Raw genomic sequence first — 25,200 nt, 5'->3', positions numbered from 1 at the left:
CAGTTGTCTGCCTGAGTTTTATGTCCGCGCCGCCCGGACGTAACCACATGATAGTCGAATTTCACGTGGAGACAGGGTTCCTTCGTGACGTCGGCCGGACGGCCGCCGACGGGGTCACGATGCAACACCTCCAGTGCGTCGAGGAGGGATGCCGGGCCGTGGTCTGGGTCGGCACGGCCGAGAAACAACGGGTCGACGCGGCGCTCGTCGACGACGACGGCGTCGACAGAGCGGTTCACGTGGGTCCGGAGGTCGGTGGTCACTGGTACGTCGTCAACACGACGGACACGCCGCTGACCACCGTCGGGAGCGGACTGCTGAGCGCGGACGGGGTCATGGTCCGCGCGGAACTCGCCGACGACGAGTGGTTGATTCGGGGGCGATTCCCCGACCGGAGCGCCGTGCTCTCGTTCCGCGAACACGTCGTCGCCGAGAATCTGGACGTCGACGTCCGCTCGATGACTGAGGACGACGCGGACGAGGCCTCCGGTGACTTCGGCGTGACCGACCCACAGCGCGAGGTGCTGTTGCTCGCGCTCGAACGCGGCTACTTCACCGTCCCCCGGGACGCCTCCCTCTCGGACCTCGCGACGGTGCTGGACATCTCCAGTCAGGCGGCCTCCGAGCGCCTCCGTCGGGGGACCGGGAGTCTCGTCGACAACACGCTCGCCGCGCCGAACCGGCAACAACTGGGGTCACAGCGCCACTGAGGGTCCCGGCGGCGGGCGACCGGTTGTTTCACGCTCTGAAACCACGCATAGCCCGTTATATCTGTCGGCGGAGTACGTCGGTGTATGAAATCGGACGAGGGGACAGTGTACATGATACGGGGCGAGACCGCCGACGAGGGCGGTGACGAGTGGGTCAGCCCCGAACCCGCAGACGAGGTAATCACCGACGCCGTCCTCGCGGCGACGGACCTCGACAGTGACGCTATCGACGCCATCGACGCCTACGTCGACGCGGCCGACCTCCGCGCGGTGGTCGGCGACGGGGACAGGGTGGCCGTTACCTTCGACGTCGAGGGTCACGAGGTGACCGTCAGCGCCGACGGGGGCGTCTCCGTGGCCTGAGGGAAGTCACCACTTTTGCCGCCGGCCGTCGTTAGCCGCGATATGGTACGCGTAGCGCTCATCGCACACGACGACGAGAAACCGGAGATGATAGACTTCGTGGAGACCTACGAGGACGTCCTCGCGGCGTTCGACCTCGTCAGTACGGGCACGACCGGCAAGCGAATCATGGAGGAGACGTCGCTCCACGTCGACCGGAAACAGAGCGGTCCCCTCGGCGGGGACACCCAAATCGGTGCGCTGGTCGCCGAGGACGAGATGGACGCCATCGTCTTCCTGCGGGACCCGCTGACCGCACAGCCCCACGAACCCGACATCTCTGCGCTCTTGCGAATCTGCGACGTTCACGACGTGCCGCTGGCGACGACGCGGACCTCCGCCGAGTACGTCTTGGAGGGGGTCGCCGCCGACGCCGACGTGAACTGAGCGGGCGGCGCTCAGTCGGCGTAAGACGGCCGTTCTTCGTAGGCGACCGGGTCGCGCTCGCCGAGGCGCTGGAACGCCTCCAGCCGGAACGCGCAGGCGTCGCAGGTGCCACACGCGGGTTCGTCGCTGCGGTAACAGGACCACGTGTCGGCGTAGGGGACCCCGAGTTCGAGGCCGCGTTCGGCGATGTCCGTCTTCGACCACTCGACGAACGGCGCGCGAAGCGCTATCTCCGTCTCGGGTTTCGTCCCCACGTCGACGACGCGCTGGAACGCCTCGAAGAACGCCGGGCGGCAGTCGGGGTAGCCCGAGAAATCCTCGCTGTGTGCGCCGATGAACACCGCCGCGCAGTCGGTGGCCTCGGCGTAGGAGACGGCCATCGCGAGGAGGTTCGCGTTCCGGAACGGGACGTAGGAACTCGGAATCTCGTCGCTGTCGGTGTCGGCGTCGGCGACGGCCATCTCCGCGTCGGTGAGCGAGGACCCCCCTATCTGCTGGAGGTGACTCGTCTCGACGTGGCAGAAGTCCGCCGCGTCGACGTGGTCGGCCAGCGCCGTCGCGCACTCGTACTCGCGCTGTTCGGTGTTCTGGCCGTAACTGGTGTGCAACAGGTACAGGTCGTCGTACCCGCGGGACTGTGCTTCGTAGGCGGCCGTGGCGCTGTCCATCCCGCCGGAGGCGAGGACGACGGCGCGGTCGTCTTGTGTCATGTGTCGTGATATGAGGTCTGCTGGCGGTCAGGTGCCGGGCGCGTCGTTCCAGAGGTCGACGTGCAGGCGCGGCGTGTAGCGGTAGCCGTACTCGACGGCGAGGTCGGCGACGACCTCGCGGGTCCGTTCCAGTTCCTCGCGGGTCTGTCCCTCGGGCATCAACAGGACCCGGTCGTCGGGGAGGGCGGTGTCGGCCGCCTCGTGCACGCGCGAGACGAGATTTCCTATCTCGTCCATATCTTCGGGACCGGTGACGACGAACTTCAGTTGCGTCTCGTAGGTCTCGACCAGTTCCGCCAGCGTCGGCACGTCGAGTCGCCGGGCCTCGTGGCGGTCGGCCCACTCGCCGTCGCCCTTCGGGTCGCGGTCGGCCGTCGGCGTACTGGAGGCGAGTTTCGGGCTGACGCTGGCGAGGTCGATTGGGGCGTCCCGGTAGATGGTCCCGTTCGTCTCGACGGTGGTGTGGTACCCCCGGTCGGACAGTTCCGAGAGCAGGTCGACGCTGGCCTCGTGGACCAGCGGTTCGCCGCCGGTCAGGACGACGTGGTCGGCGTCGTAGCCCTCGACGGCGGCCACAACGTCCGCGACGCTGTACCAGTCCCCCGTCGGTTCCCACGAAGTGTGGTACGAGTCGCAGAACCAACACCGGAGGTTACAGCCACTCGTCCGGACGAACACGGATGGGACGCCCGCGAGTCGGCCCTCGCCCTGCAACGAACAGAACAGTTCGTTGACCGGCAGGTCGCCCTCCCCGTCGTCGGTCCGTCCGACCGCCTCGCCGAGGCCGTCGGTGTCGCTGGCGACTGGCATCAGCGCGTGCAGAGTTCGCTCGTCTCCCGGACGGACACCGAGACGTCGGAGACGGTGGCCGGGAGGCGGTCGGTCAGTCGCGATTCGAGGACGACGGCCATGACCTCCGCCGTCGGCGGGTGGTCGAGGACGACGAGCGAATCCCCGTCGCCGCTGGCCTCGAACGCCTCGATTAGCGGGTCGCCGCGCTCCACGAGGAACCGGTGGTCCCACTCGTCGACGACGCTCGTCACGTCGCCCTTGTCGACGACCCACCCCTCGTCGGTCAGGTCGCCCGTGACTCGCACCGTCACCTCGTAGTTGTGGCCGTGCGGCCGCGAACACTTCCCGTCGTGGTGCATGAGTCGGTGGCCCGCGGAGATGCGGATGGGCCGCTCCCCGCCGACGACGAGTTCTCGCTCGCCGGCCGCCGCGACCGGGTCCTCGGCCGCAGATATTCGCTGGGTCATATCTGTGGATTACCAAGCGAGGAGATAAACCGTTCGACCTGCGCCGTTCGAGGGCCCGGAACCGGCCGCGACGTCTCTGGGGGACGACGCCCGCTATACCCTCTGTTTGGGCACAAACGATAGGTCGGTGCAGTCCGCACGGGAGCGTGTGACACGACGAGCGGTCGAAGACGGGTTCGAGACGTACCTCGCGGACCTCGTAGACGAGACGTACGCGGCGTTCGACGTGGCCGCCGTCCTGCGCGGGTCGCGCAGCGGCGGGAGTCGCGCCGCGAGCAAACTCCTGAAGAACAGCAAACCGCTGGAACGGCACGTAGTCAGGCCGAAACTGCAGGAGTACCAGCGAACCATCCTCCGTCAGTTCGACCCGGTGCTCGACTACGCGGCCGACCCCGAGTCGCCGTTCGAGGACTACGAGGACGAGGTACTGAACCGGGACCTCTACTGGAACGCGCTCCGGCCGTCGGTCCGCGGGGAGCGACGGGACGCCATCCGACGGCGACTGCTGGACCGCCAACGCGCCTTCGCCGAAGACGTCGCTCCGCTGGTGGCCGCCGAGAGCGACGACTTCTGGACGGCCGTCGTCGAGGCGTACGACTACGACCGGGCCGTAGGCGTCGTCGAGGAGCACTTCGAGTTCAGCACGCCGCTCCGGGAGGAACGGGGCGCCTTCGTCTTCGAGTTAGAGATAGACCCGGGTGAGGTGCTTGGCGGTCTCGCGCGGGCGCTCCCGTCGCTGACGGTGGAGTTCACCGACGAGGCACTTCGGTCGATGCGCCGCGCGGAACAGCGCGTCATCCCGCGGGCGAAAGCCGACGCTGAACGGGCGTTCGACGATTGACCGGCTACGAACTGAGACACCGCTCCGAGGGATGGCAGGTCGGTGTCGCGCCGAGGGGGGAGTGGCGCGACACCGGTGAATGGATTGGTGCACGTGACCGCTCCTGACACGTGAGGGTCACGATTGGGCTGACTGACGACGGCAGGCGTGGATCGGCCGTGGAATGGTGGTAGACACCATGTGGGCATGGGGTCTGGCGTTCGAACACTGGGTGGGGCAGTGTTCGAACACGGATGTCGGCCTGACGGCCTGCCAGTAGTCTCCACTCGCCACTGCGGTAAATAGTCTACGAAATATGTTACTTTCGAACCGAGTAAGTTCTTTCACTACCGTAACGTCCGTAGAAACGCCATCTATGTGGGGAAAAGATATTTCGAATATTGTCTCGTTCGTTATAGGAACTGCAAACGAGCTGACGGCTCGCCGGTCACGTCACGGCCTCGAACGCGCGGGCGACCAGTACGGGGTCGTAGGTCCAGACGCCCCGGTAGCCGCCGTCCTCGGTCTCCTGTGCGACGAGCGCACAGGACTGCCGGGCGTCGGGTGACGCCGTCTCGCTGTCGAACAGGACGAACCAGTACCGCTGTAACTCCTCGTCGGTGTCGGTGTGGACGGTCAGCGGTGCGTCGTCGAGGGAGTCCGCCGGAGCGCCCTCGGGGACGTAGACGTGGACGTCGACGTCGGTGGCCGCCGCGAGTTGGCGGTAGAGGTCCGCCTGCGCCTCGAAGGCGTCCGCCGACTGGAATCCCACGTGGAGTCGACCCCGTCCGGCCCGCCACGCGCGGTCCTCCAGTTCGCGCGACGTCGCGAGCAACTGTCGGCGGTCCAGCGACACGAAGACGGTGTCGTCGAGCAGGTCGTAGATGGCGCGATACGCGGGGTCGATGACGTCGAGGTCCTCGGGTCGGTGGACCGGCGGCGCGAGAAAGACGAGCAGGTCCGCGAGCGAGAGCGCGCCGAGGAACCGCCCGTCGTCCCGGACCACGACGAACGCCTCGGCGCTGATGGTGGGTATCTTCCGGTGGTCGACGGTCAGGTTCCGCGTCGCGAGTCGCTCGGTCAGGTCTGCGCCGGAGGCGTCCGGCGCGTAGACGACGACGCGTTTGTGCCGGTCGGCCGCCTCGGTGAGAATCGAACCGAGTGACATTCGCCACCCCGTCTGGTCACGAGTCCGGCGTCGCTCGGCCGGCGGCGTCCGCGACTCGCTCGTACTTCGTAGCGAACCTGAGCAGGTCGTGGACGGGTTTCGAGACCGATTCGAGTCGCACCTCGTCGGCAGACCGGTCGAAGCGGACGAGGCCGGTGTCGACCAGCAGCGGAATGTGCGCGTGGACGAGTTCTATCTTCACCTGCGCCCACTCGTCGGGACCGACCGGGCCGCTGTTCGTACTTTCCCAGCCGACGAGCACGTCCGTCAGGTCGTCGAGCGGGACCGCGGCCTCGGTGGTCAGCACCGCGAGCAGTCGCCGCCGTTTCGCGTTCGCCAGCGCCTTGAAGAGGTCGTCCGGGGGTGGCCCCACGGACCCAGCGTCGAGGGCGTCGACGTCAAGTGATGGCCGTGACTCGTGGTCTTCGCTGGGAACCATGGGTTATCACACACGTACGACTACGGTAGTCGCCCTAATAGTTGTTACCCAAATATTACTTTTGAGACTGACTTTCGGCAGACGTGACCACTAACGCCGTCGATTGATACTCGGACTCGTTGGATGAACGACTGGTCTCAGTCGTCGTAGGGCCAGTCGCCGGTTATCCGCATTCCCTCGGCGAGGTCCTCGGCTTCGAGCGAATCGGCTATCGTCTCGGGACTCGCCCTGTCGCAGGCCGTCCGGGTGAGCGTGACCGCGAGGTCGGTCAGCAGCACCGCCTGTTCGCGCAGGGTGCGCGGTTCGAGTTTGTCCAGCGTGTCGGCGTGCGTGTGGCCCCACCCTCGTCCCGTCTCGCCAGTCTCGCTCATCACGTGGACGCCCGGGACGCCCCACTGGACGAACGGCCAGTGGTCGCTGTGGGGGCTCTGTTCGGGACTGACCGTCACCGGGTGGTCGAACCGCTCGGCCACCGATTCGACGGCCTCGCCCAGCGGGTCGAACCCGTGGGTGAAACACTGGAGGGTGCGCCCGCGGACGACGCCGTCGAGGTTCAGTATCGCCCGTATCGAGTCGAACTCCCGGTCGTCGGCCAGTCGACCCGACCCGACCAGTCCGACCTCCTCGGCACCGAAGGCGACGAACTCGACGCGGCGCTCTAGCGCTCCCTCGCGGGCGGCGAGTGCGCGGGCGAGTTCCACGAGCGCCGCCGTCCCCGCGCCGTTGTCGCTCGCGCCCTCGGCGATGTCGTGGGCGTCGACGTGGCTGGTCACCAGTACCCGCTCGTCGGTGTCGGGGCCGAGTTCGGCGTGGACGTTCTGGCTCGTCGCGGCGGGCGTCTCGCAGTCGACGGCGACCGTAACCGGGTCGCCCGCGTAGCGCCGGGCCAGTCGCGCGCCCGTCTCGCTGGCGACGCCGACCGCCGGTATCTCGCCGATGGGCGCGTCCTCGGTGCCGACGCTCCCGGTCGGCGGGAGCATCCCCTCGACGTGGTTCCGGTAGACGAAGGCGGCGGCCCCGGCCTCGACGGCGTGGTAGTACTTCTCCCGGCGGTGGATGTAGCGGCCGTACCACTCGGGCACGTCCGAGCGGACCATCACGACCTTGCCCTCGCAGTCGGCGTCCTCGAAGTCCTCGGGCAGGCCGTAGCCCACGTCGACGAGTTCGCCGGTGGCCGATGCCGACGGGGAACGCGGGAGCGCGATGACCTCGCGGTCGGCCGCCGCGACGGTGGTGGTGTCGGCGGCGATGCTGCTGTCGCCGCGGACCCACCCCTGTACGTCGAACGATTCGAGGCGGGCCTCGTCGGCGTACTCGCCGAGGGCGTCCCGTGTCGCCTCGGCGGCCTCGCGTTCGCCCTCGCTCCCGGCCATCCGGTCGCCGATGTCCACGAGCGTCTCCAGATGCGACCAGCCCACGTCGCTGGTGAACGTCTCGCCTATCCACTCGCTGTCGGTCATAGCTTCCCCTGCGGCGCGGACGGGTTTGAATCCCCGCCCTGCCCCGGTCGTATTTGCCCCCCGCGCGCCAAGGACCGCTATGCGCGCAGCAGTACTGGAGGGGTACGGCGACCCCCTCGCGATTCGTGACCGCGACCCGCCCACATCCGACCCGGACGGGGCCGTCGTCGCCGTGGAGGCCTGTGGCATCTGCCGGAGCGACTGGCACGCGTGGAAGGGCCACGGCGAGTGGGCCGACGACGACGTCCCCCTCGGACAGGTGCTGGGCCACGAACCCGCCGGTCGCGTGGTCGAGACGGGCGAACAGGTCTCCTCGGTCGACGTCGGTGACCGCGTGGTCGTCCCGTTCAACCTCGGCGACGGCACCTGTCGGCACTGCCGGAACGGCCACGGCAACGTCTGCGCCGACGGGTGGGCGCTGGGGTTCGAACCCGACGCGCCCGGCGCGTTCGCCGAACGGGTCGCGGTCCCGCGGGCCGACTACAACCTCACGACGCTCCCCGAGGGCGTCGGCTTCGAGGCGGCCGCGGCGCTGGGCTGTCGGTACGTCACTGCCTACCACGCGCTGGCACACCGGGCCGACGTGGCCGCCGGCGAACGGATTGCGGTCCACGGGTGCGGCGGCCTCGGCCTCGCCGCCGTCCAGTTGGCCGCCGCGATGGGTGCCCGCGTCGTCGCCGTGGACGTCCGAGACGCACCGCTCGAACTGGCCCGCGACGTCGGCGCGAGTGCGACGGTGGACGCCGCGGCGAGCGACGACGTGCCGGCGGCGGTGCGGGACCTGACCGACGGCGGCGCGCACGTCTCGGTGGACGCACTGGGCCGAGCGGAGACCTGCCGGAACAGCGTGCGGGGCCTCCGCTCGCGAGGGCGTCACGTACAGGTCGGCCTGACCACCGACGCTGAACGCGGCGAGGTGTCGCTGCCGACCGACTGGATGACCCGCTGGGACGTGGACTTTCTGGGCTCGCGCGGGATGCCGCCCTCGCGGTACGACGAACTGTTGGCGCTGGTCGCCGACGGCACCGTCGACCCCGGGGCACTCGTGACGCGGCGGGTGGCGCTCGCCGACGTCTCCGACCGACTGGCGGCCATGACCGACTACGGCACCGCGGGCGTCGAAGTCGTCACCGACTTCTGAGGCCGTCGACGTGGACGGTCTCGCCCCGCTGGGTCGCCTCGTAGGCGCTCTCGAGGAAGGCCGTCACCGCCAGTCCGTACTCGCCGGTGACGACGGAGTCGGCCGTCCCCGCGACGGCGTCGACGAAGTTGCGGAGTTTCCGGCGGGTCAGCGTCTCGAAGTCCCGGTCGCCGTCGACGCGCACCTCGCGGGTCGACTCGTGGGTCCGAACCGTGAGGTCGCCGTCGGAGAGCGAGACGTGGCCCTCGGTCCCCCAGACCGTGATGCCGTCGTCGGGGGCGACGTCGGTGCCGGCACCGCTCACGCAGACGCTCGCCGTGACTCTCGCCCCGTCGGCGTCGAGCGTCGCCGCCAGCGCGCTGTTGACGTCCACCTCGTGGCCCCGTTCGTCGACGACGCCGGTCACCGCCGTCGGTTCCGCGTCGAGCACCCACAGCATCGCGTCGACGAGGTGAGTCCCGGAGTCGAACAGTTGTCCGCCGCCGGAGAGCGACGGCGTGGTCCGCCAACTGCCCTCGTGGTCGCTTATCCAGCGCTGGCCCAGATAGGCGTTGACCGTGTGCGGCGTGCCGACCTCCCCCGACTGGACGATGCGCCGGAGTTCGGCGAACAACGGGTCGAAGTGGCGCTGGAACCCGACCTGCAACACCCGGTCGCGGTCGGCGGCCGTCTCGACCAGTTCCGTCGCCGTCTCCAGTTCCGTCGTCAGGGGCTTCTCGACGAAGGCGTGCAGGTCTCGCTCCAGCGCCGCCATCGCGTGCTCGTGGTGGAGGGTGTGGGGGGTGCAGACGCTGACGGCGTCCAGTTCGTTCTCGTGGGCGTCGAGCAGGTCCGCGACCGACTCGTAGGCCGGCCGGTCGAACTCAGTTTCGAACGTCTCGCGGGCGTCGGCCGAGACGTCCGCGCCGGCGACGACGTCCGCGTCCTCGAAGGCCGCGTACTGTCGACACTCCCGTCGCCCGAGCAGTCCCAGTCCGATAGCGCCGATGCTGACAGTCACGTCGGATGCGACGTCTATCGGGGTCATAAAACCAGCTACGGGACGCTATTCGGCGAAGAACGCCTCGTACTCGGAGACGAACGTCCGAATCTCGCGGGATTCGGGGGTCTTCTTGTGGCGCATGAAGTAACTGGCGACGGTGTTCGCCAACACGAGGGCCGCCCCGTCCGAGAGGCCCTCGGCGAGCGCGAGGGTCATCCCGCTGAGGAAGTGTTCGTCGACGTTGCGCAGTTGGTGGGGGTTCACGACCTGCGGGGCCTTCGCCGAGAGCACGTCCTCGCGGGAGGCCAGCGTCGCGCCGCGCTGGGAGTGCATCACGTACCGGGTGACGCCGAACCGCTCGCGGACGCGCTGGACGGTCGGTGCCGTCTCGTCGCCGCCGTCCTGCAGGAGGACGTCGCGGAACCGGCGTGTCTGGTTTCGGTTCGCCGTTATCGTCACGGGGACGACGTCGTCGAGCGCACCGAGCGCCTCACAGCCGCGTTCGAGTTCCTCGGCCGATAGCTGGTCGACTTCGCCGGGGACGAAGTGGACGTGTTCGGGCGGCGAACTGAGTCGCGGCCAGATGTCGTCTCTGAGGTGCTCGACGATGTCCACCAGTTCCGGCGTCGAGTACCACGACCCCATGCTGACGACCGACCGGCCGTCGAGGTAGTCGGCGAACGCCGATGCCCCGATTCGGTCCTCGATGCGCGCCCAGTCCAGCGGTTCGGGGTTCGGTTCCGTCAGCAGGAACTTCCGGTCTTCGAACCAGACGTAGTCGGTGCTGGTGGTCCGGCCGAGGCTGACGAGCGTCTGGTCGCGGAACTTCCGTGCGAACTCGGCCCGTATCGGGTCGCCCATGCGCCCCATGAGCGTCACGTCGTACCCGAGTTCGTCGAAGACGCCGCCGACGTGGGCGACGAGGCCGCCGGGTTCGGTGCGGGTCTGTCGCCACTCGACGCGGGGCGGCGTCTCGCTGGCCTCGTAGCGGACCAGCGCCTCCCGGAACGCGTCGAACTGGCGAATCTGCTCGTACTCGCCGCCGGGCCGACGCTGGATGAACTCGCGCATGCGGTCGATGAACGCGTCGAAGCAGAGGGCGACCGACCCGTTGCCGAACTCGGGGGGCAGTTCCGCCTTGCACGACTCGAGGTGACGCCGCGTCTCGTCGTCGATAGTGGCGGTGTGGGTCGTCCCGTTCTGCCGCAACTCGATGCTGTAGGCGGTGTAGTCGACGTTCCGCGTGGCGACGCCGCCGACGGTGACCTTCGAGGACGAGAGCGACTCCGTCGCCGTGTCGACGCTGAGCGTCAGCGACGAGCGGACGTCGTACTCCGTGTAGTAGTAACTGGTCAGGGTCCCCGTCTTGGTCACCTCCTCGCCGGTCTCCGTGTCGTAGCCCTCGAAGGTTATCTCGAAGGCGTCGACCGGTTGGCTGTCGGTCAGGACGGAGACGTCGGCCAGACAGTCGCGGATGCGCATGTACTGCCGCGGCAGGGACGGCCGCTTGGAGGACTGCTCCAGCGGTTGCGCGAGCGGCCATATCGACTCGGAGACGAACCGGTCGAGGACCATCGCCAGACTCGGGTTCGTGACGTAGTAACCCTGTCCCTCGTCCTCCACGTAGTCGTGACCCTCCTGCACCCAGTACAGGCCGCGGCTACGGTCGGTGGTGAGGGCGAAGTCCTCACGCGTCGAGACGACGCGCGCTTCGTCGACCGTGTCGGGGATTGACACGTGCAGCGACTCCTCCTCCAGTGCGTCCGGCGACGCGTTCGAGAGCACGAGGCGCACCTGCTGGTCCGCGCACTGTTCGAGGTCGTCGACGACCGCGGGGAGGCGGTCGACGGGGAGGAGCAACAGGATGTCGTGTTCGGCCGTCTGCAGGAGGTCGCTGACGTACCGCTTGATGGTGCTCTCGCTCTTGAACAGGGCGACGCCGCTCTCGACCGTCTCGACCGTGTCGTGGAGTTCCTCCAGATACTCCTCGGCCCGGGAAATCTGGTCGCGGATGGAGGAGAGTGCCTCGGAGGGGTCCACGGCGTAGGCCTTCCGCGGGTAGTCGTCGATGACTTCCACGAACCCGCGCTCACGGAGCCCGTCGACGATGTCGTAGACGCGCTGTTTCGGAACGTCGCTGGTCTCCGCGATGTCGGTCATCGTCTGGGTCCCACCCCGGACGAGTGCGAGATACACCTCCGTCTCGTAGGTCGTCAGGTCGACGTTGTCTTCGAGCGTCTCCCTGAGGAGGGCGAGTTTCGCGTCGTCCTCTGCAGTCATTGTCGTGTGCTAGAGTTTCCGCAATAAGCCGTTTGCTGAACACGACCGGTTCCCGGAACCATGGTGGACAATGACGTGACCGATACACATAAACCTAAAGAAAATCCTCACGATAGTTGTGAAAATGAACAACTCGAACGCCACTCTCGGGGCGAGTTCTCGTCCCCAGACGACGCTTCTCGTCGCCGAGACACCGCCCGTACCCGATGTGCCGTACGAGACGTGCCCGCTCGCGGACCTCTCCGCCGAGACTCTCGAGGGGTACGACGTCGTCTGGATGCACCGGGAGTCGGCGCTCGACGACGCCGACAGGCGGCAACTCGACGCGGTCGGTAACGAACTCGTCGCGTTCGTCGCGGACGGCGGTGGTCTCCTCCTCACCCACGGCGCCGTCGAGGCGGCGGCCGAACTCGGTGTCGAGGCCCACGAACCGGATTCGGTCGGACACGTCGACGCCGACGAGACGGGGTTCCTCGTCCGCCGCCTCTTCGAGGACCACCCGATATTCGTGGGTATCGACGGTCTCCGCCCCGGCGGTGCGCCCGCGTGTGACGCCGTCTCGGTCCACTACGACTCGCTCCACCCGAACGACGCGGACGTCCTCGCGGCCCGGCGCGACGACGGGACCGACCGGCCGAATCTGAAATCACTCCTCCGGTGGACGGTCGGCGACGGCCGGGTCGTCGGCGTCGGCCACGGCCTCGCCGACCCCCAGACCGACGTGCGGGCGACGCTCCTCGACAACTGTCTCGCCTACGCCGCGGGGGAGGGGTCGGACCCGGACACCGTCGGCCGCCCGAAGGGGCGCGAGGAGTTCGAGGCGATGCGCGAGGCCGTGCCCGACGCGAACCACCGCCCAGCGTACCACTTCACGCCGCCCGCGAACTGGCTCAACGACCCCAACGGCCTCGTCCAGTGGAACGGCCGCTACCACCTCTTCTATCAGTACAACCCGGCGGGGCCGTTCCACGACAGCGTCCACTGGGGTCACGCCGTCTCCGAGGACCTCGTCCACTGGGAGGACGAACCGATAGCCCTCGCACCCGACCCGGACGGCCCGGACGCCGTCGGCGTCTGGTCCGGGTGTTTCGTCGACGACGAGGGCACGCCGAGCGTGATGTACACCGGCGGCGACGACGGGGACCAACTGCCGTGTCTCGCCCGCGCCGAGGACGACTCGCTCCGGACGTGGACCAAAGCCGCCGAGAACCCGCTCATCACGGAGATGCCCGACGACGTGGACGTGCTACAGAGCATCGACTGGCGCGCGGAGTTCCGCGACCACTGCGTCTGGCGGACGGGCGAGACGTGGTACCAGATAGTCGGGTCCGGCATCGACGGCGAGGGTGGTGCCGCCCTCCTGTTCGAGTCCGAGGACCTCCTCGAGTGGGAGTACTGCCACCCGATTCTGACCGGCGACTGGCGCAAGACCGGCCCGATATGGGAGTGTCCCGAACTCCTGCGGTTCGACGAAGGGTCCCTGCTGCACGTCTCGGACTACTCGAAGGTCGCGTACTTCAGCGGCGAGTACGACGACGCGGCGAATCGGTTCGAACCCGAGGACCACGGCGTCCTCGACCACGGCGTCTTCTACGCCCCGCAGTCGTTCGAGACGGACGACGGCCGGACGCTCATGTTCGGGTGGCTGAGGGAGGACCGGGACAGGGACGCTCAGTGGGACGCCGGGTGGTCCGGCGCTATGTCGCTCCCGCGCGTCGTCTCGCTGTCCGAGGACGGCACGCCGGCGTTCTCGCTCCCGACCGAACTCGAGGCGCTCCGCGGGACCCACCACTCGTTCAGCGACCTCGAAGTCTCCCCGGACGGGCCCAATCCGCTCGCCGATATCGAGGGGGACACGCTGGAAGTGAAGATGACCGTCGACGCGCGCAACGTCGGCGAGTTCGGCCTCGTCCTGCGGGAGACGCCCGACGGCGAGGAACGCACGGTCGTCCGGTGTAAGATACGCCACCGCGAGGTGGTCGTCGACCGCTCGCGGTCGTCCAACAGCGACGCGGCGGCCGACAGTCCGGACTCGATGCCGATCAGCCTCGACGAGGACGGGACGCTCTCGTTGCACCTGTTCCTCGACCGGTCGGTCCTCGAACTGTTCGCGAACGACGCGCAGGCGCTCACCTCCCGAATCTACCCGACGCGGGCGGACAGCACGGGTGTCGGACTGTACGCCGACGACTGCGAAGTGTCCGTCAGGTCCCTCGACGTCTGGGAACTCGCCCTCGAAGAAGATTAATCACTCTAGTTGGGAAAACTTGAAATAGTAGCGCACGAGTGTTGTTGTCGATGGGTCGTATCACGATAGACAATGTACGAAAGGAGTACGACTCCGACGCCGGGACGATTCGGGCCGTCGACGACGTGAGCCTGGACGTCCAAGATGGCGAGTTCCTCACCATCGTCGGCCCGTCTGGGTCCGGGAAGTCGACGCTCCTGCGGATGATTGCCGGGTTGGAGGACATCACCGGCGGCGAGATTCGCATCGACGACACCGTCGTCAACGACATCGCGCCGCAGAACCGCGGCGTCGCGATGGTGTTCCAGAACTACGCGTTGTATCCGCACATGAGCGTCCGGCAGAACATGTCCTACGGGCTGAAACTGACCACGGACCTCGGCGACGACGAGATTCGCCGGCGGGTCGAGGACACGGCGGAGATGATGGGTATCGGCGACTTGCTGGACAAGAAGCCGAACAACCTCTCGGGCGGGCAACAACAGCGCGTAGCGACCGGCCGCGCCATCGTCCGGCAACCGGACGTGTTCCTGTTCGACGAACCGCTCAGCAACTTAGACGCCAAACTCCGCCTCCACATGCGGACGGAACTCCAGCGCATCCAGGAGGAGTTGGAGACCACCTCCGTCTACGTCACCCACGACCAGACGGAGGCGATGACGATGAGCGACCGCATCGTCATCCTCAACGACGGCACGATTCAGCAGGTCGGGTCGCCGGCCGAGGTGTACGCCGACCCGGTCAACAAGTTCGTCGCGGACTTCATCGGGTCACCCTCGATGAACTTCTTCGACGTCTCGCTGGAGGACGACGTCCTCTACGGCGACGACTTCGACTACGCGATTCCGAGCGACTTGGCGAGGGTCGTCCGCGATAACGCGCGGAGCGACGACCTCGTCCTCGGTATCCGACCGGAACACATCACCGTCGACACCGACGGCACAGACACCGTCGCGGCGACGCTCGACGTCCTCGAACACGAGGGCAGCGACAACTACCTGTATCTCTCGGAGGGCGACACCGAGTGGACGGTCCGCGTCGACGGCAACACTCGCTTCGAGTGGGGCGAGACGGTCGAGTTCTCGCTCCCGCCGGAGCACCTGCACGTCTTCGACGCCGAGACGGGCGAGAACCTCGTCGTCGACGAGGGCGTGACGGCCGACGTCGACGGGTCTTCGGTCACTGCATAGCGCGATTAGGATTACCAACGATAGTAAACGATACCAATGTCACGACGAAACAACGACTCCGACGGGTCGAACCGCACGAAAATCACTCGCCGCCGCGCCCTGAGCGCCAGTGGCGCCGCACTCGCGACTGGCCTCGCCGGATGTGCCGGACTGACCGGTGGCGGCGGTGGCGGTGGCGGCAGTAGCGACGGGAGCAGCGGCGGCGACGGCGGGTCCAGCGGCGACGTCGAAATCGACTACTGGATGTACTTCGGCGCACAGGAGAACGAGGAGATGACGGCCCTCGTCGAGGAGTTCAATTCGCAGGACAACGGCATCCAGGTCAACAAGCAGAGCGTGCCGTTCCCGGAGTTCCTCAACAAACTGTTCACTGCCGTCAACTCCGGCAACGCGCCCCACGTCGCGAGTTACTACGGGTCGTTCGGCCGGCACCTGAAGCCCATCACGCACTCCATCGACGACTACCTCTCGAACGGCGCGAAAAACGAATACTTCGACATCGCGTGGGAGAACCTGCAGGTCGACGGGTCCACCTACGCGCTGCCCATCGACATCCACGGGAAGGCGCTGTACACGAACGACAGCGTGCTGGAGTCGGCCGGCGTCGACCCGGACTTCACCGACTGGCAGGCGTTCTCCGACGCCTGTGACACCATCGTCAGCGACACCGACTCGCGGGCCTTCTCGTTCCTCAACTGGAACATCGGGCAGGCCGCGTTCCGGGCGTACCTCATCGCACTCACGCAGGCCGGCGGAAACGTCGTCACCGGTGACCCGGGGAGCTACAGCGTGGCCTACAACGACGACGTCGGGATGCAGACGGCCGAACTGATGTCGAAGATTACCGGCGAGTTCGGCTGGGACATTCCGCAGTTCCAGAGTGACTCCGCCCGGGTTCAGGACTTCGTCAGCGGCGACCTCGGGATGTTCATCGCGGGGACGTGGTCGGTCAACAACTTCGAGAACGAGAGCGGCAACATTCCGGAGGACCTCGATTTCAGCTTCCAGAAGCCGTTCATGTTCCCGGGTGACGGCGACGAGGTGGCGTGGTGTGAGTCCAACTCGCTGTACTTCCCGAAGAACTCGAACCACTCCGACGCCGAGAAGCAGGCCGCCGTCGAGTTCGCCGAGTACGTCACGCAGAACAACACGCTGTGGGCCTCCGCCGGCGGACACCTCCCCGCGGCGAAGTCCGTCGCCACCTCCAGCGAGGTCAAGGACACCGCGCTCTGGCAGGACTACGGGACTATCTCGACGATGCACGAGATGGTGACCGACGGGCAGGTCCGCTACCAGCCGAAGACGTCGGTCAACATCAACAGCGACCGGTACTGGGGGTCGTTCATCGATATGTATCTCCAGAACACCGACGTGCAGTCCGGTGTGAACAACAGCGCGAACGCGCTCCAGCAGGCCCTCGACCAATAGGATACAACTATGAGTAACGTCGAAGCGACCACAGACAATCGGACTCCGAGCCGCTGGGAACAGCTGTTCGACCGGTCCACCCGGGAGTTGCTCGTGGGGCTGCTGTTCGCCGCGCCGTACCTCGCGCTGTTCACGGTGTTCCTGCTGTACCCCCTGCTGAAGGGGCTGTACATGAGCCTCCACGAGTGGAACTTCCTCGAACCGTCGAAGTCGACGTACGTCGGCTTGGAGAACTACGCCAGACTGCTGGAGGACCCGGCGTTCTGGAACGCGCTCTGGAACACGCTGGAGTTCGTGGGGATGACGGTGCCGCTCATCGTCGGTATCAGCCTCATCCTCGCGCTGGGGTTGAACAAGGAACTGAAAGGGAGTCGCGTGCTCCAGTTCGTCTACTTCAGCCCGTACGTGCTGACCGTCTCCGTCGTGGGTATCATCTGGGCGCAGATGTTCGCCCAAGGCGGCGTCGGCACGCAGTATCTCGGGTGGCTCTTCGAAGGGACGCCCCTGAACTCGAAGTTCTGGGCCATGCCCGCCATCGTCGTGACGACGGTGTGGTGGCAGGCCGGGTTCTACTTCGCCGTTCTGCTCGCGGCCCGACAGAACGTACCCGAACGGCTCTACGAGGCCGCCCGCCTCGACGGCGCCGGCCCGTGGCGCATGTTCCGGGACATCACGCTCCCGCACATGAAGAACGCGCTCCTGTTCGTCGTCATCGCGTCGACCATCTTCCAGTTTCAGGTGTTCGGCCAGCCGTACCTGATGACGAAAGGCGGCCCGGTCGGGAGCACGGAGACGCTCGTGTACTACCTCTACGAACTCGGCTTCCAGACGCGCGAACTCGGCTTCGGGGCCGCCGTCGGCTACACGCTCCTTGTGATACTGGTCGGCGTGTCCGCACTGAACTACGTCCTCGTGGGGACCAACGATGAGTAACGCCGACGCCACCCAGTCGTTGACCGACCGCCTCACCGACCGCGACACGCTCTACCGCATCGGCCTCTACGCCGTGATGTACGGGCTGGCGATAGTGTTCTTCGTCCCGTACTGGCGGATGTTCCAGCTGTCGGTGACGCCGATGAGCGTGCTCTCGCAGGGCGGCTTCAACTGGATACCGCCGGAGGTCACCTTCGCGGTGTGGCAGCGCTATCTAATCGAAGAGCCCATCATCTACCAGTGGGCGTTCAACACCCTCACCATCGCCAGCATCACGACGGCCATCGTGTTGCTCGTGGACTCGATGATAGCCTTCTCCATCACGCGGCTGGAGTGGCCCGGACAGGGCGTGATTCTGGGCGTCATCATGGCGAGCTTCATGATTCCGGGGTACGTGAACATCATCCCGCTGTACACGCTCATCAACGACCTCGGCCTGATGAACTCCTACTGGGCCATCATCCTCCCCTTTGCGGCCGGGCCGCTGGGCGTGTTCCTCCTCGTCCAGTTCTTCCGGGACATCCCCGAGGAACTGGAGGAGGCGGCGCGGCTGGACGGCTTCTCGTCGCTGCGCATCTACGCGCGCATCGTCCTGCCGCTGTCGACGCCCATCCTGACCGCGCTGGGCCTGTTCGTGTTCATCTGGAGCTGGAACCAGTTCCTCTGGCCGCTCATCGTCCTGAACGACGACGCGCTGTACACCCTGCCGGTCGGCGTGGTGACCCTGCGGGACGTGAACGCGCTGGCACCGAACGTCATCATGACGTCGCTCGCGCTGGCGTCGCTCCCGCTGTTCATCGTCTTCCTGCTGTTCCAGGACAAGCTCATCTCCAGCGTCCAGATGCAGGCGGGGACGGGATGACGCCATGACAGGGGACACCGACCAAGCGGCGTTCCGGCACGCGCTCGCCGAGGTGCCGGGGTTCGTCTACCACAACGGTCTCCGACTCGCCGTGGTCAGTCTCGCGTGGGTCGTGGCCTCGCTCCCGCTGGTGACCATCGGCCCGGCCACGCTGGCCGCGTACGCCGCGATTCGTGACCTCCGGAGCGACCGCAACCGCATCGACCGGGCCAACGTGTGGCGGGTCCTGCGCCGGAACGGCGTGGCGAGCGCGGTGTTCAGCGGCGTCCCCGTCGCCTTCGGTGCCGTCGCCGTCACCTACGGCGTGACGGCGCTCCGAGAAGGGTCGCTTGCCGGGGAAGTCGTCGCGCTCGTCGCGGCCTACGTCGCGCTGTACGTCGCACTGGCGCTGATTCCCACGTACGTCGAACTGGCGCGCGGGTCCGACCCCGTCGACGCGTTCCGCTACGGCGTCGCGTGGCTGGCCCATCACCCCACTCCCGCGCTGGCGACGGGACTGCTGACGCTGGTCGTCCTCGCGGTGACAGCCGTCCTCACCGTCGCGTTCGTCCTGCTGTTCGCCGGCGTCGCGTTCTCGCTGCAGGTGGCCGTCGTCGAGACTGTCGACGACCGGACCCGAGACGCGTCGGTCAAGGCGGGCGCCGCGGCCTGCTGACCGCGCCCCCGTTCAGAACGAGAGGAACGTCACGACCAGCAAGATGGCGTTGTAGCTGCCGTGGACGACGATGGGCACCAGCAGGTTCCCCGTGCGCTCGTAGATAGCCCCGAAGACGAGGCCGCCGACGGTGACGACGGCGACGCCGGTCAACGCACTCACGACCGACCCCGTGTAGTTCAGCAGGTGGATGCTGCCGAAGACGAGACTCGACAGCGCCACGGCCACGACGGGGCCGAACGAGCGCCGCAGACGCCCCTGAATCGCGCCGCGAAAGAGCAGTTCCTCGGCGGGCGCGACCAGCACGATGGAGAGCGCCGCCAGTCCGAGCGCGACCCGCGGGTCGGCCGTGATGGGGTCGTCGAAGACGCTCCCCTCGGGACCGAGTCCCAGCGAGGCGAAGAGGACGCTGAGGCCGATGGCGGCGGCGAGCGTCAGCACCAGCCCCCAGCCCATGTACCGGACGTCTCGCCGCGTCGGCCGGCGGAGGGTGACGCCGTCGTACCGCCGGACGTAGGCGTAACCGACGACGAGAAAGGCCAGTTGGCCGGCGGCCGCGAGCACGAGGAACCCGACGGGACTCCCCACGTCCGCCCCGGACAGTACGAAGGGGACGGTGAACACGACGCCGAACCCGATGCTCGCGGTGAGGCCGGCCACCAGTAGTCCAACCGCGACAGCGAGGGCACGGGCCGCGCCGCTCACGTTCGCCCGGTCGTTCGTCATACGTCACTCTGTGCAGGGTATCGGGAAAAGTATGCACTGCGTGACCCTCTGGCGTGGGTGTTCTGTGCGGCGAGGGAGTCGAACCCGACTGCGAGACTCACTGCGTTCGTTTCGCGTATTTCAAATCCCTCTCGTGTCGCTATTCGTTCGTCACGTCCGCTCCTCACAGAATAGCGGGCGGCGAGGGATTTGAACCCCCGACCATCTGGTCCGGAACCAGGCGTTCTGTCCGCTGAACTAGCCGCCCACGAAAACCGATACTCGGCAGGCGCGTTTAACAGTTGTGAAGCCCAGTCTCAGGGCGACTCGCTCGTCTCGATGGTGAAGTCGTCGACGGGGTAGGCGACGCAGGTGAGGCAGTAGCCGTCCTCCATGTCGTCCTCGAACAGCGACTCGTTCTGGCTGTGGCGGATGTAGTCCTCGGCGGGGCCGTCCTGGATGTGGCCCGCACAGGAGATACACTGGCCCTGCCGGCAGGCGTAGGGCAGGTCCCAGCCCTCGTCCTCGCCGGCGTCGAGGATGGTCTCGTTGTTGGCGACCTCGATGGTCTCGCCCTCCTTCGCGAACTCGATGTCGTAGTACTCGACCTCGTCGTCGGCGATGGAGTCGGGGTCGAAGCCCGCCTCTTCTTCCTCGTCCTCTTCGCCTTCGGCGAGTTCGCCCTCTGCCCCGCCGGCCGGGATAGCGGCGGCACCGCCACCGCCGATAGAGCGGTTGTACGGTTCGGCGAAGTCGGTCTCCGGAACCGACGCGGCGCGCTGTTCGAGGACTTCCTGGGAGATGTCTTCCGGTGCCTCCCAGCCAGTCCCCTTCGCGTAGTGGAACGCCACCACGATGAGGGTGAGTGTGGCCCCGGCGGCGATTCCTACGAGTTCAACCATGTGCGCGGCTATGGAGTACTGGTTTAACTAACCTTTGGATTCCGCCGTTTCGCCGTCCCGCCCCGGAGAAACGAGGGTGTCGACGCCGACCCCCGCTCAGTCGCTCTTGCGGGGGACGTCGTGCCGGCCGAACCCGTACCGGAGGCGACTCGCCAGTCGTCGGGAGAACCGCCCGTCGTCGGCCCGCGAACCGAACCGCTCGGCCAGCGCCTGATAGATGAGCGGGACCGGCACCTCCTGTTCGAGTGCTTCCTGCACCGTCCACGTCCCGGTCGAACCACCCTCGACGCGGTCGGCCACGTCGCCGAGGTCGTTGCCCTCCTCGCGGAACGCTTCCTCGCACAGTTCGAGCAGCCACGAGCGGATGACCGCGCCGTTGTTCCACGTCCGGGAGACGGCCTCCAAATCGAGGTCGTAGCGGCCGTTCGCCAGCAGTTCGAACCCCTCGCCGTAGGCCTGCATCAGGGCGTACTCGACGCCGTTGTGGACCATCTTCACGTAGTGGCCCGACCCGGCCGGGCCCATGCGGTCGTGGCCCGCCGGCCCGGTGGCGACGGCGTCGAACACCGGCGTCAGTTCGTCGTAGGCCCACTGGGGACCGCCGACCATCAGCGAGAACCCGTGTTCCGCGCCGGCGGGACCGCCGGAGGTCCCGCAGTCGAGGTACGCGGCGTCGGTCGACTCCGCGCGGCGAATCGAGTCCTCGAAGTAGGAGTTCCCGCCGTCGACGACCACGTCGTCGCCGTCGACTATCCCGTCGAGTTCGTCCAGCGCCGCGTCGACGGGGTCGCCCGCGGGGACCATCAGCCAGATGCGTTTCTCCTCACCGAGCGACTCCGCGAGGTCAGCGATGGAGTCCGACGGACGCGCTCCCGCGTGGGCGGCGTCCGCCACCGCGTCCTCGTCGATGTCGAAGACGACGACGTCGTGGCCCGCGTCGAGTACGCGGTCGACGACGATACGTCCCATGCGTCCGAGTCCGATGACGCCTAGTTCCATACGGCAGGACTCGCCCAGCGGACAAGTAGGGGTTCCGGTTCCGCACGTCGCGGCGCTCAGACAGGTCGTGGCACGCGTCGCCGGCGGCTTTGAGTGAGTACTCACTCAAATTTATGGTGCCGGGCTGCGTACGACCGCACACCGATGCACACGACACACCACACGACGCCCCTCGCAGGGGCGCTCTCGTTCGGCATCCTCGTCGTCGGCCTCGGTGGTCTCGCGCTCGGTATCCCGTGGGCGTGGGTCGCGTTTCCGGTGGGATACGGCGGCGTCCTTCCGTTGGCGCTCGGACTCGCGAAACGCCGCGAGGAACGGGAGACGACGACCACGCGGTCGACCGAAGACGACGCGCTGGCCACGCTCCGCGACCGGTACGCGCGCGGCGAGATAGACGAACGGGAGTTCGAAGCACGCGTCGAGAGACTGCTGGAGACCGACCGGTGAGGGGGCGGGTCCACGCCGACCGGGACGACCCGTTCGTCGTCTTCCGCGTCGGGATGCGCGTCAACCGCTGGTGGGCCCTCCACCGGTGGCTCCCTATCTTCTTGCTCGCGCCGCGGATGGTCCGCGAACTCCGGCGGGCCGACGACAGCGGTTTGCTGGGGAGTCGGACGTGGCTCTCGTGGCGGTCGTTCGCCTTCGTCCAGTACTGGGACTCCGTCGAGTCCCTGCGAGCGTACGCCCACGACAGCGAGTTCCTGCACGGTGAGGCGTGGCGCGACTACGACCGGGAGACGGCCGCCACGGATGCCGTCGGCATCTGGCACGAGACGTACGTCGTCCACCCCGACGAGTACGAGACGATGTACAACCGGATGCCGCCGTGGGGACTGGGCGCGGTCGAGGAGTCGGAACTGGTGCCCGCCGACGGGGAGCGAGCGTCGATGCTCGGCCGTCTCGGTCGCTGAGACGGTACGCTTTCCCGGCCGCCGCCCCTCGACGGGCGCATGGACGAACGCGTACGCGACCACGCACGGACGCTGGTGGACTGGAGCGCTCGCATCGAGGCGGGCGACGACGTCGTGGTACACGTCGAGGAGGGGGCTCACGACCTCGCGGTGGCCGTCGCCGAGCAGTTGGGCGAGGCGGGCGCGAACCTGCTCGCGACGTACGGGTCCGACGAACTGACGCGGGCGTACCTCCGGGCCCACGACGGCGAGTTCGACGCCGACCCGGAGTACGAACTCGCGATGTACGACCGGGCCGACAGCGTCCTGATTCTGAAGGGGACGAACAACACCGCGGGCACCGCCGACGTGCCCAGCGACCGGCGACAGGCCCACTCGAAGGCCCGCCGCGCCATCCGCGAGGCCCGCCTCGACACCGACTGGGTGTCGACCCAGCATCCGACGCGTGCGATGGCCCAACAGGCCGGGATGGCCTACGAGGCCTACGAGGACTTCGTCTACGACGCCACCCTCCGTGACTGGGAAGCGCTGGCCGAGGAGCAGGCGCAGTTGAAGGAGCTACTGGACGCCGGCGAGACGGTCCGAATCGTCTCCGACGGCACCGACCTCACGATGTCTATCGCGGGCCGCACCGCGGTCAACTCCGCGGCCAGCGTCGCCTACGACTCGCACAACCTCCCCTCGGGCGAGGTGTTCACCGCGCCCTCGGACACCGACGGCGTCGTCACGTTCGACGTGCCGATGACGATTCAGGGCCGGCGGGTCCGGGACGTCGAGTTGACCTTCGAGGACGGCGTCGTCGTCGACTTCGCGGCCCAACAGGGCGAGGCCGTCGTGGAGGAGGTGCTGGAGACGGACGACGGCGCGCGCAGACTCGGCGAACTCGGCGTCGGGATGAACCGCGGCGTCGACCGCATCACCGACAACATCCTCTTCGACGAGAAAATGGGTGGGACGGTCCATCTGGCGCTGGGCCGGGCCTACGACGCCTGCCTGCCGGAGGGCGAGGCCGGCAACGAGAGTGCCGTCCACGTCGACCTCATCACGACGATGGGGGAGGGCTCACGGCTCGAAGTCGACGGCGAGGTGGTGCAGGAAGACGGGCAGTTCCGGTGGGAGTAGCGAGGGGCACGAACGGAGTGAGTGGTTCTCGAAAAGGAGCGGTGACCGAAGGGAACCACGAGTAGCGAGGGGTGCGCGACTGTACGGAGCACAGCCCTCGAATGGCGAGCGGCGGTAGCCGCGAACAGTGGTGTTTCGGCGGCTTGGACCCACGAACCGGAACGGTGGAGGAAGCGAGCCGTGGACGAGGCACGGACACTGCCAGCGGGACCACGCCGACGGCGCGCTGGGGTCCGTTCGACGTACTGTGAGGCCCTCGCTGCCCGGAATTCGCGGGCGCTGTCGCTTCTCGGTGGTGACTCGCCGGGAAAGAGATTGGAAAGAGGGGTGGGGGGTGGGGGGTGGTGGCACCCAAAGTGGGTGCACCCGGAGGTTCGACGCTGATAATTAAGAACCTTCCGGCCGAGCCGTCTCGTGGTATATCGACACAATCACATTTCAAAACTGATACTCGGGGACGCGTGTCGCGTCGGAGAGCGGCCGACGGGACGGCGACAACAACTATGTGTCGGCACCGCATACCCCGAGACGTGACGACAGTCGCTCCGGACGGGTCCGACGGGGTCGATGCCCCGACGGTCCGGCAGGCGGAGCGGGCCGACCTGCTGGAGATTCACCGCATCGAACAGGCCTCGTTCCCCCAGCCGTGGCCGTTCTCGGCGCTGGAGAGCTATCTGGGGGAGGAGGGGTTCCTCGTCGCAGAGACGGACACTCCGGAGAGCGTCCCGTCCGTGGCGGGCTACGTCGTGGCCGACACCGTCCCGAACCACGGGACGCCGCTGGGCCACATCAAGGACGTCGCGGTGCGCGAGGAGTACCGGCGCGAGGGAGTGGGAACCGCGCTCCTCGAACGCGCTCTCGGCGTCCTCGCGGTGGCGGGCGCCGGGTCGGTCAAACTCGAAGTCAGGGCCGACAACCACGGCGCGCGGCGTCTCTACCGGCGCTTCGGCTTCGAACACCGCAAGACCATCCCGAACTACTACAGCAACGGCGAGAACGCCCTCGTGATGGTCCGCTTGCTCTGAGACCCGACGGCATATACGTCCGGGCCGTCTCTGTGGACGTACGATGGGATACGCCTGTCCAGTGTGTGGTGACCCACAGTCCGACGCCGGCCACCTCGCGAACCACCTCGCCTTCACGGCGCTGACCGGCGGCGACGACCACGAGACGTGGCTGGACGACCACGTCGACGACTGGGGCCAGATGGGCGAGTCGGAGTTGGCCGAGGCCGTCGTCGACCACGCCGAGGAGACGGAGTTCCCGCAGGTGTTCGAGGAGAGTGGTCTCGACGACCACGGGCACGACCACGACCATAGCCACGCGCACGCGGACGACCTGCCGCCGGGGGCCGACAGTCAGCGTGACCGGTCCATGACCGACGACGACAGGGCGGTGCTCGCCGAGGCGCGTGACCTCACCCGCGAGATGCTAGACGAGGGCACGGACGACGCGGACGAAGGCGAAACCGAATAAGCCCGCCGTCC

Annotated in this window: 27 protein-coding genes and 1 tRNA gene; 16 read left to right on the top strand and 12 right to left on the bottom strand. The window is 67.4% G+C overall.

What is annotated here, in order from left to right; genetic code table 11:
* Nucleotides 1–47: 47 nt before the first annotated feature.
* The 3 genes from Hhyl6_RS07215 to Hhyl6_RS07205 all read left to right on the top strand — a co-directional run bounded on the left by Hhyl6_RS07215 (nucleotide 48) and on the right by Hhyl6_RS07205 (nucleotide 1,499).
* Complete coding sequence (locus tag Hhyl6_RS07215; RefSeq protein WP_483738536.1) at nucleotides 48–710, top strand: helix-turn-helix domain-containing protein; 663 nt, start codon at nucleotides 48–50, stop codon at nucleotides 708–710.
* 84 nt (nucleotides 711–794) lie between these two features.
* Nucleotides 795–1,073 carry a HalOD1 output domain-containing protein gene (locus Hhyl6_RS07210; protein ID WP_483738535.1) on the top strand — a complete coding sequence of 93 codons (279 nt, stop codon included), beginning with the start codon at nucleotides 795–797 and terminating at the stop codon, nucleotides 1,071–1,073.
* Between the two features lie 42 nt (nucleotides 1,074–1,115).
* The gene (locus Hhyl6_RS07205) at nucleotides 1,116–1,499 is read left to right on the top strand and encodes a methylglyoxal synthase (protein ID WP_483738534.1); all 384 of its coding nucleotides are present in this window, start codon (nucleotides 1,116–1,118) and stop codon (nucleotides 1,497–1,499) included.
* A gap of 11 nt (nucleotides 1,500–1,510) precedes the next feature.
* Here Hhyl6_RS07205 and queC read toward each other — a convergent pair whose 3' ends face one another.
* Genes queC through Hhyl6_RS07190 form a run of 3 tightly spaced genes read right to left on the bottom strand, consistent with a single transcriptional unit; the run spans nucleotide 1,511 to nucleotide 3,468 of the window.
* Complete coding sequence (queC, locus tag Hhyl6_RS07200; RefSeq protein WP_483738533.1) at nucleotides 1,511–2,209, bottom strand: 7-cyano-7-deazaguanine synthase QueC; 699 nt, start codon at nucleotides 2,207–2,209, stop codon at nucleotides 1,511–1,513.
* Nucleotides 2,210–2,236: 27 nt separating this feature from the next.
* The gene (locus Hhyl6_RS07195) at nucleotides 2,237–3,019 is read right to left on the bottom strand and encodes a 7-carboxy-7-deazaguanine synthase QueE (RefSeq protein ID WP_483738532.1); all 783 of its coding nucleotides are present in this window, start codon (nucleotides 3,017–3,019) and stop codon (nucleotides 2,237–2,239) included.
* Nucleotides 3,019–3,468, bottom strand: coding sequence for a 6-pyruvoyl trahydropterin synthase family protein (locus Hhyl6_RS07190; RefSeq protein ID WP_483738531.1), 450 nt, complete (start codon nucleotides 3,466–3,468; stop codon nucleotides 3,019–3,021). Before Hhyl6_RS07190 ends, Hhyl6_RS07195 begins: the two co-directional genes overlap by 1 nt.
* Nucleotides 3,469–3,616: 148 nt before the next feature.
* On the opposite strand from Hhyl6_RS07190, the gene Hhyl6_RS07185 reads away from it, so the two are divergent.
* Nucleotides 3,617–4,309: a hypothetical protein gene (locus tag Hhyl6_RS07185; RefSeq protein ID WP_483738530.1), complete on the top strand. Its 693-nt coding sequence runs from the start codon at nucleotides 3,617–3,619 to the stop codon at nucleotides 4,307–4,309.
* Between the two features lie 427 nt (nucleotides 4,310–4,736).
* Here Hhyl6_RS07185 and Hhyl6_RS07180 read toward each other — a convergent pair whose 3' ends face one another.
* The 3 genes from Hhyl6_RS07180 to Hhyl6_RS07170 form a co-directional block, all read right to left on the bottom strand.
* Nucleotides 4,737–5,456, bottom strand: coding sequence for a DICT sensory domain-containing protein (locus Hhyl6_RS07180; RefSeq protein ID WP_483738529.1), 720 nt, complete (start codon nucleotides 5,454–5,456; stop codon nucleotides 4,737–4,739).
* A gap of 16 nt (nucleotides 5,457–5,472) precedes the next feature.
* Complete coding sequence (locus tag Hhyl6_RS07175) at nucleotides 5,473–5,895, bottom strand: DUF7344 domain-containing protein (protein WP_483738528.1); 423 nt, start codon at nucleotides 5,893–5,895, stop codon at nucleotides 5,473–5,475.
* Nucleotides 5,896–6,032: 137 nt separating this feature from the next.
* A complete protein-coding gene (locus tag Hhyl6_RS07170) occupies nucleotides 6,033–7,355 on the bottom strand; it encodes a M20/M25/M40 family metallo-hydrolase (RefSeq protein ID WP_483738527.1) in 1,323 nt (440 codons plus the stop codon).
* A gap of 79 nt (nucleotides 7,356–7,434) precedes the next feature.
* Here Hhyl6_RS07170 and Hhyl6_RS07165 point away from each other — a divergent pair, with 79 nt between their 5' ends.
* Nucleotides 7,435–8,496 (top strand): zinc-dependent alcohol dehydrogenase family protein, encoded by a 1,062-nt coding sequence (locus Hhyl6_RS07165; RefSeq protein WP_483738526.1) that lies wholly within the window; start codon nucleotides 7,435–7,437, stop codon nucleotides 8,494–8,496.
* On the opposite strand, the gene Hhyl6_RS07160 is transcribed toward Hhyl6_RS07165, so the two are convergent.
* Nucleotides 8,483–9,523 carry a Gfo/Idh/MocA family protein gene (locus Hhyl6_RS07160; protein ID WP_483738525.1) on the bottom strand — a complete coding sequence of 347 codons (1,041 nt, stop codon included), beginning with the start codon at nucleotides 9,521–9,523 and terminating at the stop codon, nucleotides 8,483–8,485. The two genes, Hhyl6_RS07165 and Hhyl6_RS07160, sit on opposite strands and share 14 nt — an antisense overlap.
* Before the next feature lie 18 nt (nucleotides 9,524–9,541).
* Nucleotides 9,542–11,758, bottom strand: coding sequence for a TrmB family transcriptional regulator (locus tag Hhyl6_RS07155; protein WP_483738524.1), 2,217 nt, complete (start codon nucleotides 11,756–11,758; stop codon nucleotides 9,542–9,544).
* A 124-nt stretch (nucleotides 11,759–11,882) separates the two neighbouring features.
* Between Hhyl6_RS07155 and Hhyl6_RS07150 the strand changes: the two genes are divergently transcribed.
* Genes Hhyl6_RS07150 through Hhyl6_RS07125 form a run of 6 tightly spaced genes read left to right on the top strand, consistent with a single transcriptional unit; the run spans nucleotide 11,883 to nucleotide 19,074 of the window.
* Nucleotides 11,883–14,006, top strand: a complete 2,124-nt coding sequence (locus tag Hhyl6_RS07150) for a glycoside hydrolase family 32 protein (RefSeq protein ID WP_483738523.1) — start codon at nucleotides 11,883–11,885, stop codon at nucleotides 14,004–14,006.
* 50 nt (nucleotides 14,007–14,056) lie between these two features.
* The gene (locus Hhyl6_RS07145) at nucleotides 14,057–15,196 is read left to right on the top strand and encodes an ABC transporter ATP-binding protein (RefSeq protein ID WP_483738522.1); all 1,140 of its coding nucleotides are present in this window, start codon (nucleotides 14,057–14,059) and stop codon (nucleotides 15,194–15,196) included.
* A gap of 36 nt (nucleotides 15,197–15,232) precedes the next feature.
* Nucleotides 15,233–16,624, top strand: coding sequence for an extracellular solute-binding protein (locus Hhyl6_RS07140; protein ID WP_483738521.1), 1,392 nt, complete (start codon nucleotides 15,233–15,235; stop codon nucleotides 16,622–16,624).
* A 9-nt stretch (nucleotides 16,625–16,633) separates the two neighbouring features.
* On the top strand, nucleotides 16,634–17,557 hold the full coding sequence (locus Hhyl6_RS07135) for a carbohydrate ABC transporter permease (protein WP_483738520.1): 924 nt from the start codon (nucleotides 16,634–16,636) through the stop codon (nucleotides 17,555–17,557).
* Nucleotides 17,550–18,419 (top strand): carbohydrate ABC transporter permease, encoded by an 870-nt coding sequence (locus Hhyl6_RS07130; RefSeq protein ID WP_483738519.1) that lies wholly within the window; start codon nucleotides 17,550–17,552, stop codon nucleotides 18,417–18,419. Before Hhyl6_RS07135 ends, Hhyl6_RS07130 begins: the two co-directional genes overlap by 8 nt.
* 4 nt (nucleotides 18,420–18,423) lie before the next feature.
* Complete coding sequence (locus Hhyl6_RS07125; RefSeq protein ID WP_483738518.1) at nucleotides 18,424–19,074, top strand: DUF624 domain-containing protein; 651 nt, start codon at nucleotides 18,424–18,426, stop codon at nucleotides 19,072–19,074.
* Nucleotides 19,075–19,086: 12 nt separating this feature from the next.
* Here Hhyl6_RS07125 and Hhyl6_RS07120 read toward each other — a convergent pair whose 3' ends face one another.
* The 4 genes from Hhyl6_RS07120 to gnd form a co-directional block, all read right to left on the bottom strand.
* The gene (locus Hhyl6_RS07120) at nucleotides 19,087–19,800 is read right to left on the bottom strand and encodes a lysostaphin resistance A-like protein (protein ID WP_483738517.1); all 714 of its coding nucleotides are present in this window, start codon (nucleotides 19,798–19,800) and stop codon (nucleotides 19,087–19,089) included.
* A 174-nt stretch (nucleotides 19,801–19,974) separates the two neighbouring features.
* Nucleotides 19,975–20,047 (bottom strand) — tRNA-Arg (locus Hhyl6_RS07115).
* Between the two features lie 49 nt (nucleotides 20,048–20,096).
* Nucleotides 20,097–20,681: a 2Fe-2S iron-sulfur cluster-binding protein gene (locus Hhyl6_RS07110; RefSeq protein ID WP_483738516.1), complete on the bottom strand. Its 585-nt coding sequence runs from the start codon at nucleotides 20,679–20,681 to the stop codon at nucleotides 20,097–20,099.
* Between the two features lie 96 nt (nucleotides 20,682–20,777).
* Nucleotides 20,778–21,680 (bottom strand): phosphogluconate dehydrogenase (NAD(+)-dependent, decarboxylating), encoded by a 903-nt coding sequence (gnd, locus tag Hhyl6_RS07105; protein ID WP_483738515.1) that lies wholly within the window; start codon nucleotides 21,678–21,680, stop codon nucleotides 20,778–20,780.
* 144 nt (nucleotides 21,681–21,824) lie between these two features.
* Here gnd and Hhyl6_RS07100 point away from each other — a divergent pair, with 144 nt between their 5' ends.
* The 5 genes from Hhyl6_RS07100 to Hhyl6_RS07080 all read left to right on the top strand — a co-directional run bounded on the left by Hhyl6_RS07100 (nucleotide 21,825) and on the right by Hhyl6_RS07080 (nucleotide 25,189).
* On the top strand, nucleotides 21,825–22,127 hold the full coding sequence (locus tag Hhyl6_RS07100) for an SHOCT domain-containing protein (RefSeq protein WP_483738514.1): 303 nt from the start codon (nucleotides 21,825–21,827) through the stop codon (nucleotides 22,125–22,127).
* Nucleotides 22,124–22,591, top strand: a complete 468-nt coding sequence (locus tag Hhyl6_RS07095; protein ID WP_483738513.1) for a DUF4188 domain-containing protein — start codon at nucleotides 22,124–22,126, stop codon at nucleotides 22,589–22,591. The genes Hhyl6_RS07100 and Hhyl6_RS07095 overlap by 4 nt, the downstream gene beginning before the upstream one ends.
* Before the next feature lie 39 nt (nucleotides 22,592–22,630).
* Nucleotides 22,631–23,713 (top strand): aminopeptidase, encoded by a 1,083-nt coding sequence (locus Hhyl6_RS07090; protein WP_483738512.1) that lies wholly within the window; start codon nucleotides 22,631–22,633, stop codon nucleotides 23,711–23,713.
* A gap of 530 nt (nucleotides 23,714–24,243) precedes the next feature.
* Entirely contained in the window at nucleotides 24,244–24,738 is a 495-nt protein-coding gene (rimI, locus tag Hhyl6_RS07085) for a ribosomal protein S18-alanine N-acetyltransferase (protein WP_483738511.1), read from the top strand.
* A 43-nt stretch (nucleotides 24,739–24,781) separates the two neighbouring features.
* Nucleotides 24,782–25,189 carry a DUF5810 domain-containing protein gene (locus Hhyl6_RS07080; protein WP_483738510.1) on the top strand — a complete coding sequence of 136 codons (408 nt, stop codon included), beginning with the start codon at nucleotides 24,782–24,784 and terminating at the stop codon, nucleotides 25,187–25,189.
* The last annotated feature ends 11 nt before the right edge of the window (nucleotides 25,190–25,200 follow it).

It is taken from the genome of Haloarcula sp. H-hyl6 (assembly GCF_056934455.1).
This window is presented reverse-complemented; position numbering and strand designations above follow the sequence as displayed.

Bases quoted from the DNA above. Each gene is read 5' to 3' on its own strand.
- Hhyl6_RS07215 (WP_483738536.1), top strand. From the start codon at position 48: ATGATAGTCGAATTTCACGTGGAGACAGGGTTCCTTCGTGACGTCGGC.
- Hhyl6_RS07210 (WP_483738535.1), top strand. From the start codon at position 795: ATGAAATCGGACGAGGGGACAGTGTACATGATACGGGGCGAGACCGCC.
- Hhyl6_RS07205 (WP_483738534.1), top strand. From the start codon at position 1,116: ATGGTACGCGTAGCGCTCATCGCACACGACGACGAGAAACCGGAGATG.
- queC (WP_483738533.1), bottom strand. From the start codon at position 2,209: ATGACACAAGACGACCGCGCCGTCGTCCTCGCCTCCGGCGGGATGGAC.
- Hhyl6_RS07195 (WP_483738532.1), bottom strand. From the start codon at position 3,019: ATGCCAGTCGCCAGCGACACCGACGGCCTCGGCGAGGCGGTCGGACGG.
- Hhyl6_RS07190 (WP_483738531.1), bottom strand. From the start codon at position 3,468: ATGACCCAGCGAATATCTGCGGCCGAGGACCCGGTCGCGGCGGCCGGC.
- Hhyl6_RS07180 (WP_483738529.1), bottom strand. From the start codon at position 5,456: ATGTCACTCGGTTCGATTCTCACCGAGGCGGCCGACCGGCACAAACGC.
- Hhyl6_RS07175 (WP_483738528.1), bottom strand. From the start codon at position 5,895: ATGGTTCCCAGCGAAGACCACGAGTCACGGCCATCACTTGACGTCGAC.
- Hhyl6_RS07170 (WP_483738527.1), bottom strand. From the start codon at position 7,355: ATGACCGACAGCGAGTGGATAGGCGAGACGTTCACCAGCGACGTGGGC.
- Hhyl6_RS07165 (WP_483738526.1), top strand. From the start codon at position 7,435: ATGCGCGCAGCAGTACTGGAGGGGTACGGCGACCCCCTCGCGATTCGT.
- Hhyl6_RS07160 (WP_483738525.1), bottom strand. From the start codon at position 9,523: ATGACCCCGATAGACGTCGCATCCGACGTGACTGTCAGCATCGGCGCT.
- Hhyl6_RS07155 (WP_483738524.1), bottom strand. From the start codon at position 11,758: ATGACTGCAGAGGACGACGCGAAACTCGCCCTCCTCAGGGAGACGCTC.
- Hhyl6_RS07150 (WP_483738523.1), top strand. From the start codon at position 11,883: ATGAACAACTCGAACGCCACTCTCGGGGCGAGTTCTCGTCCCCAGACG.
- Hhyl6_RS07145 (WP_483738522.1), top strand. From the start codon at position 14,057: ATGGGTCGTATCACGATAGACAATGTACGAAAGGAGTACGACTCCGAC.
- Hhyl6_RS07140 (WP_483738521.1), top strand. From the start codon at position 15,233: ATGTCACGACGAAACAACGACTCCGACGGGTCGAACCGCACGAAAATC.
- Hhyl6_RS07135 (WP_483738520.1), top strand. From the start codon at position 16,634: ATGAGTAACGTCGAAGCGACCACAGACAATCGGACTCCGAGCCGCTGG.
- Hhyl6_RS07130 (WP_483738519.1), top strand. From the start codon at position 17,550: ATGAGTAACGCCGACGCCACCCAGTCGTTGACCGACCGCCTCACCGAC.
- Hhyl6_RS07125 (WP_483738518.1), top strand. From the start codon at position 18,424: ATGACAGGGGACACCGACCAAGCGGCGTTCCGGCACGCGCTCGCCGAG.
- Hhyl6_RS07120 (WP_483738517.1), bottom strand. From the start codon at position 19,800: ATGACGAACGACCGGGCGAACGTGAGCGGCGCGGCCCGTGCCCTCGCT.
- Hhyl6_RS07110 (WP_483738516.1), bottom strand. From the start codon at position 20,681: ATGGTTGAACTCGTAGGAATCGCCGCCGGGGCCACACTCACCCTCATC.
- gnd (WP_483738515.1), bottom strand. From the start codon at position 21,680: ATGGAACTAGGCGTCATCGGACTCGGACGCATGGGACGTATCGTCGTC.
- Hhyl6_RS07100 (WP_483738514.1), top strand. From the start codon at position 21,825: ATGCACACGACACACCACACGACGCCCCTCGCAGGGGCGCTCTCGTTC.
- Hhyl6_RS07090 (WP_483738512.1), top strand. From the start codon at position 22,631: ATGGACGAACGCGTACGCGACCACGCACGGACGCTGGTGGACTGGAGC.
- Hhyl6_RS07080 (WP_483738510.1), top strand. From the start codon at position 24,782: ATGGGATACGCCTGTCCAGTGTGTGGTGACCCACAGTCCGACGCCGGC.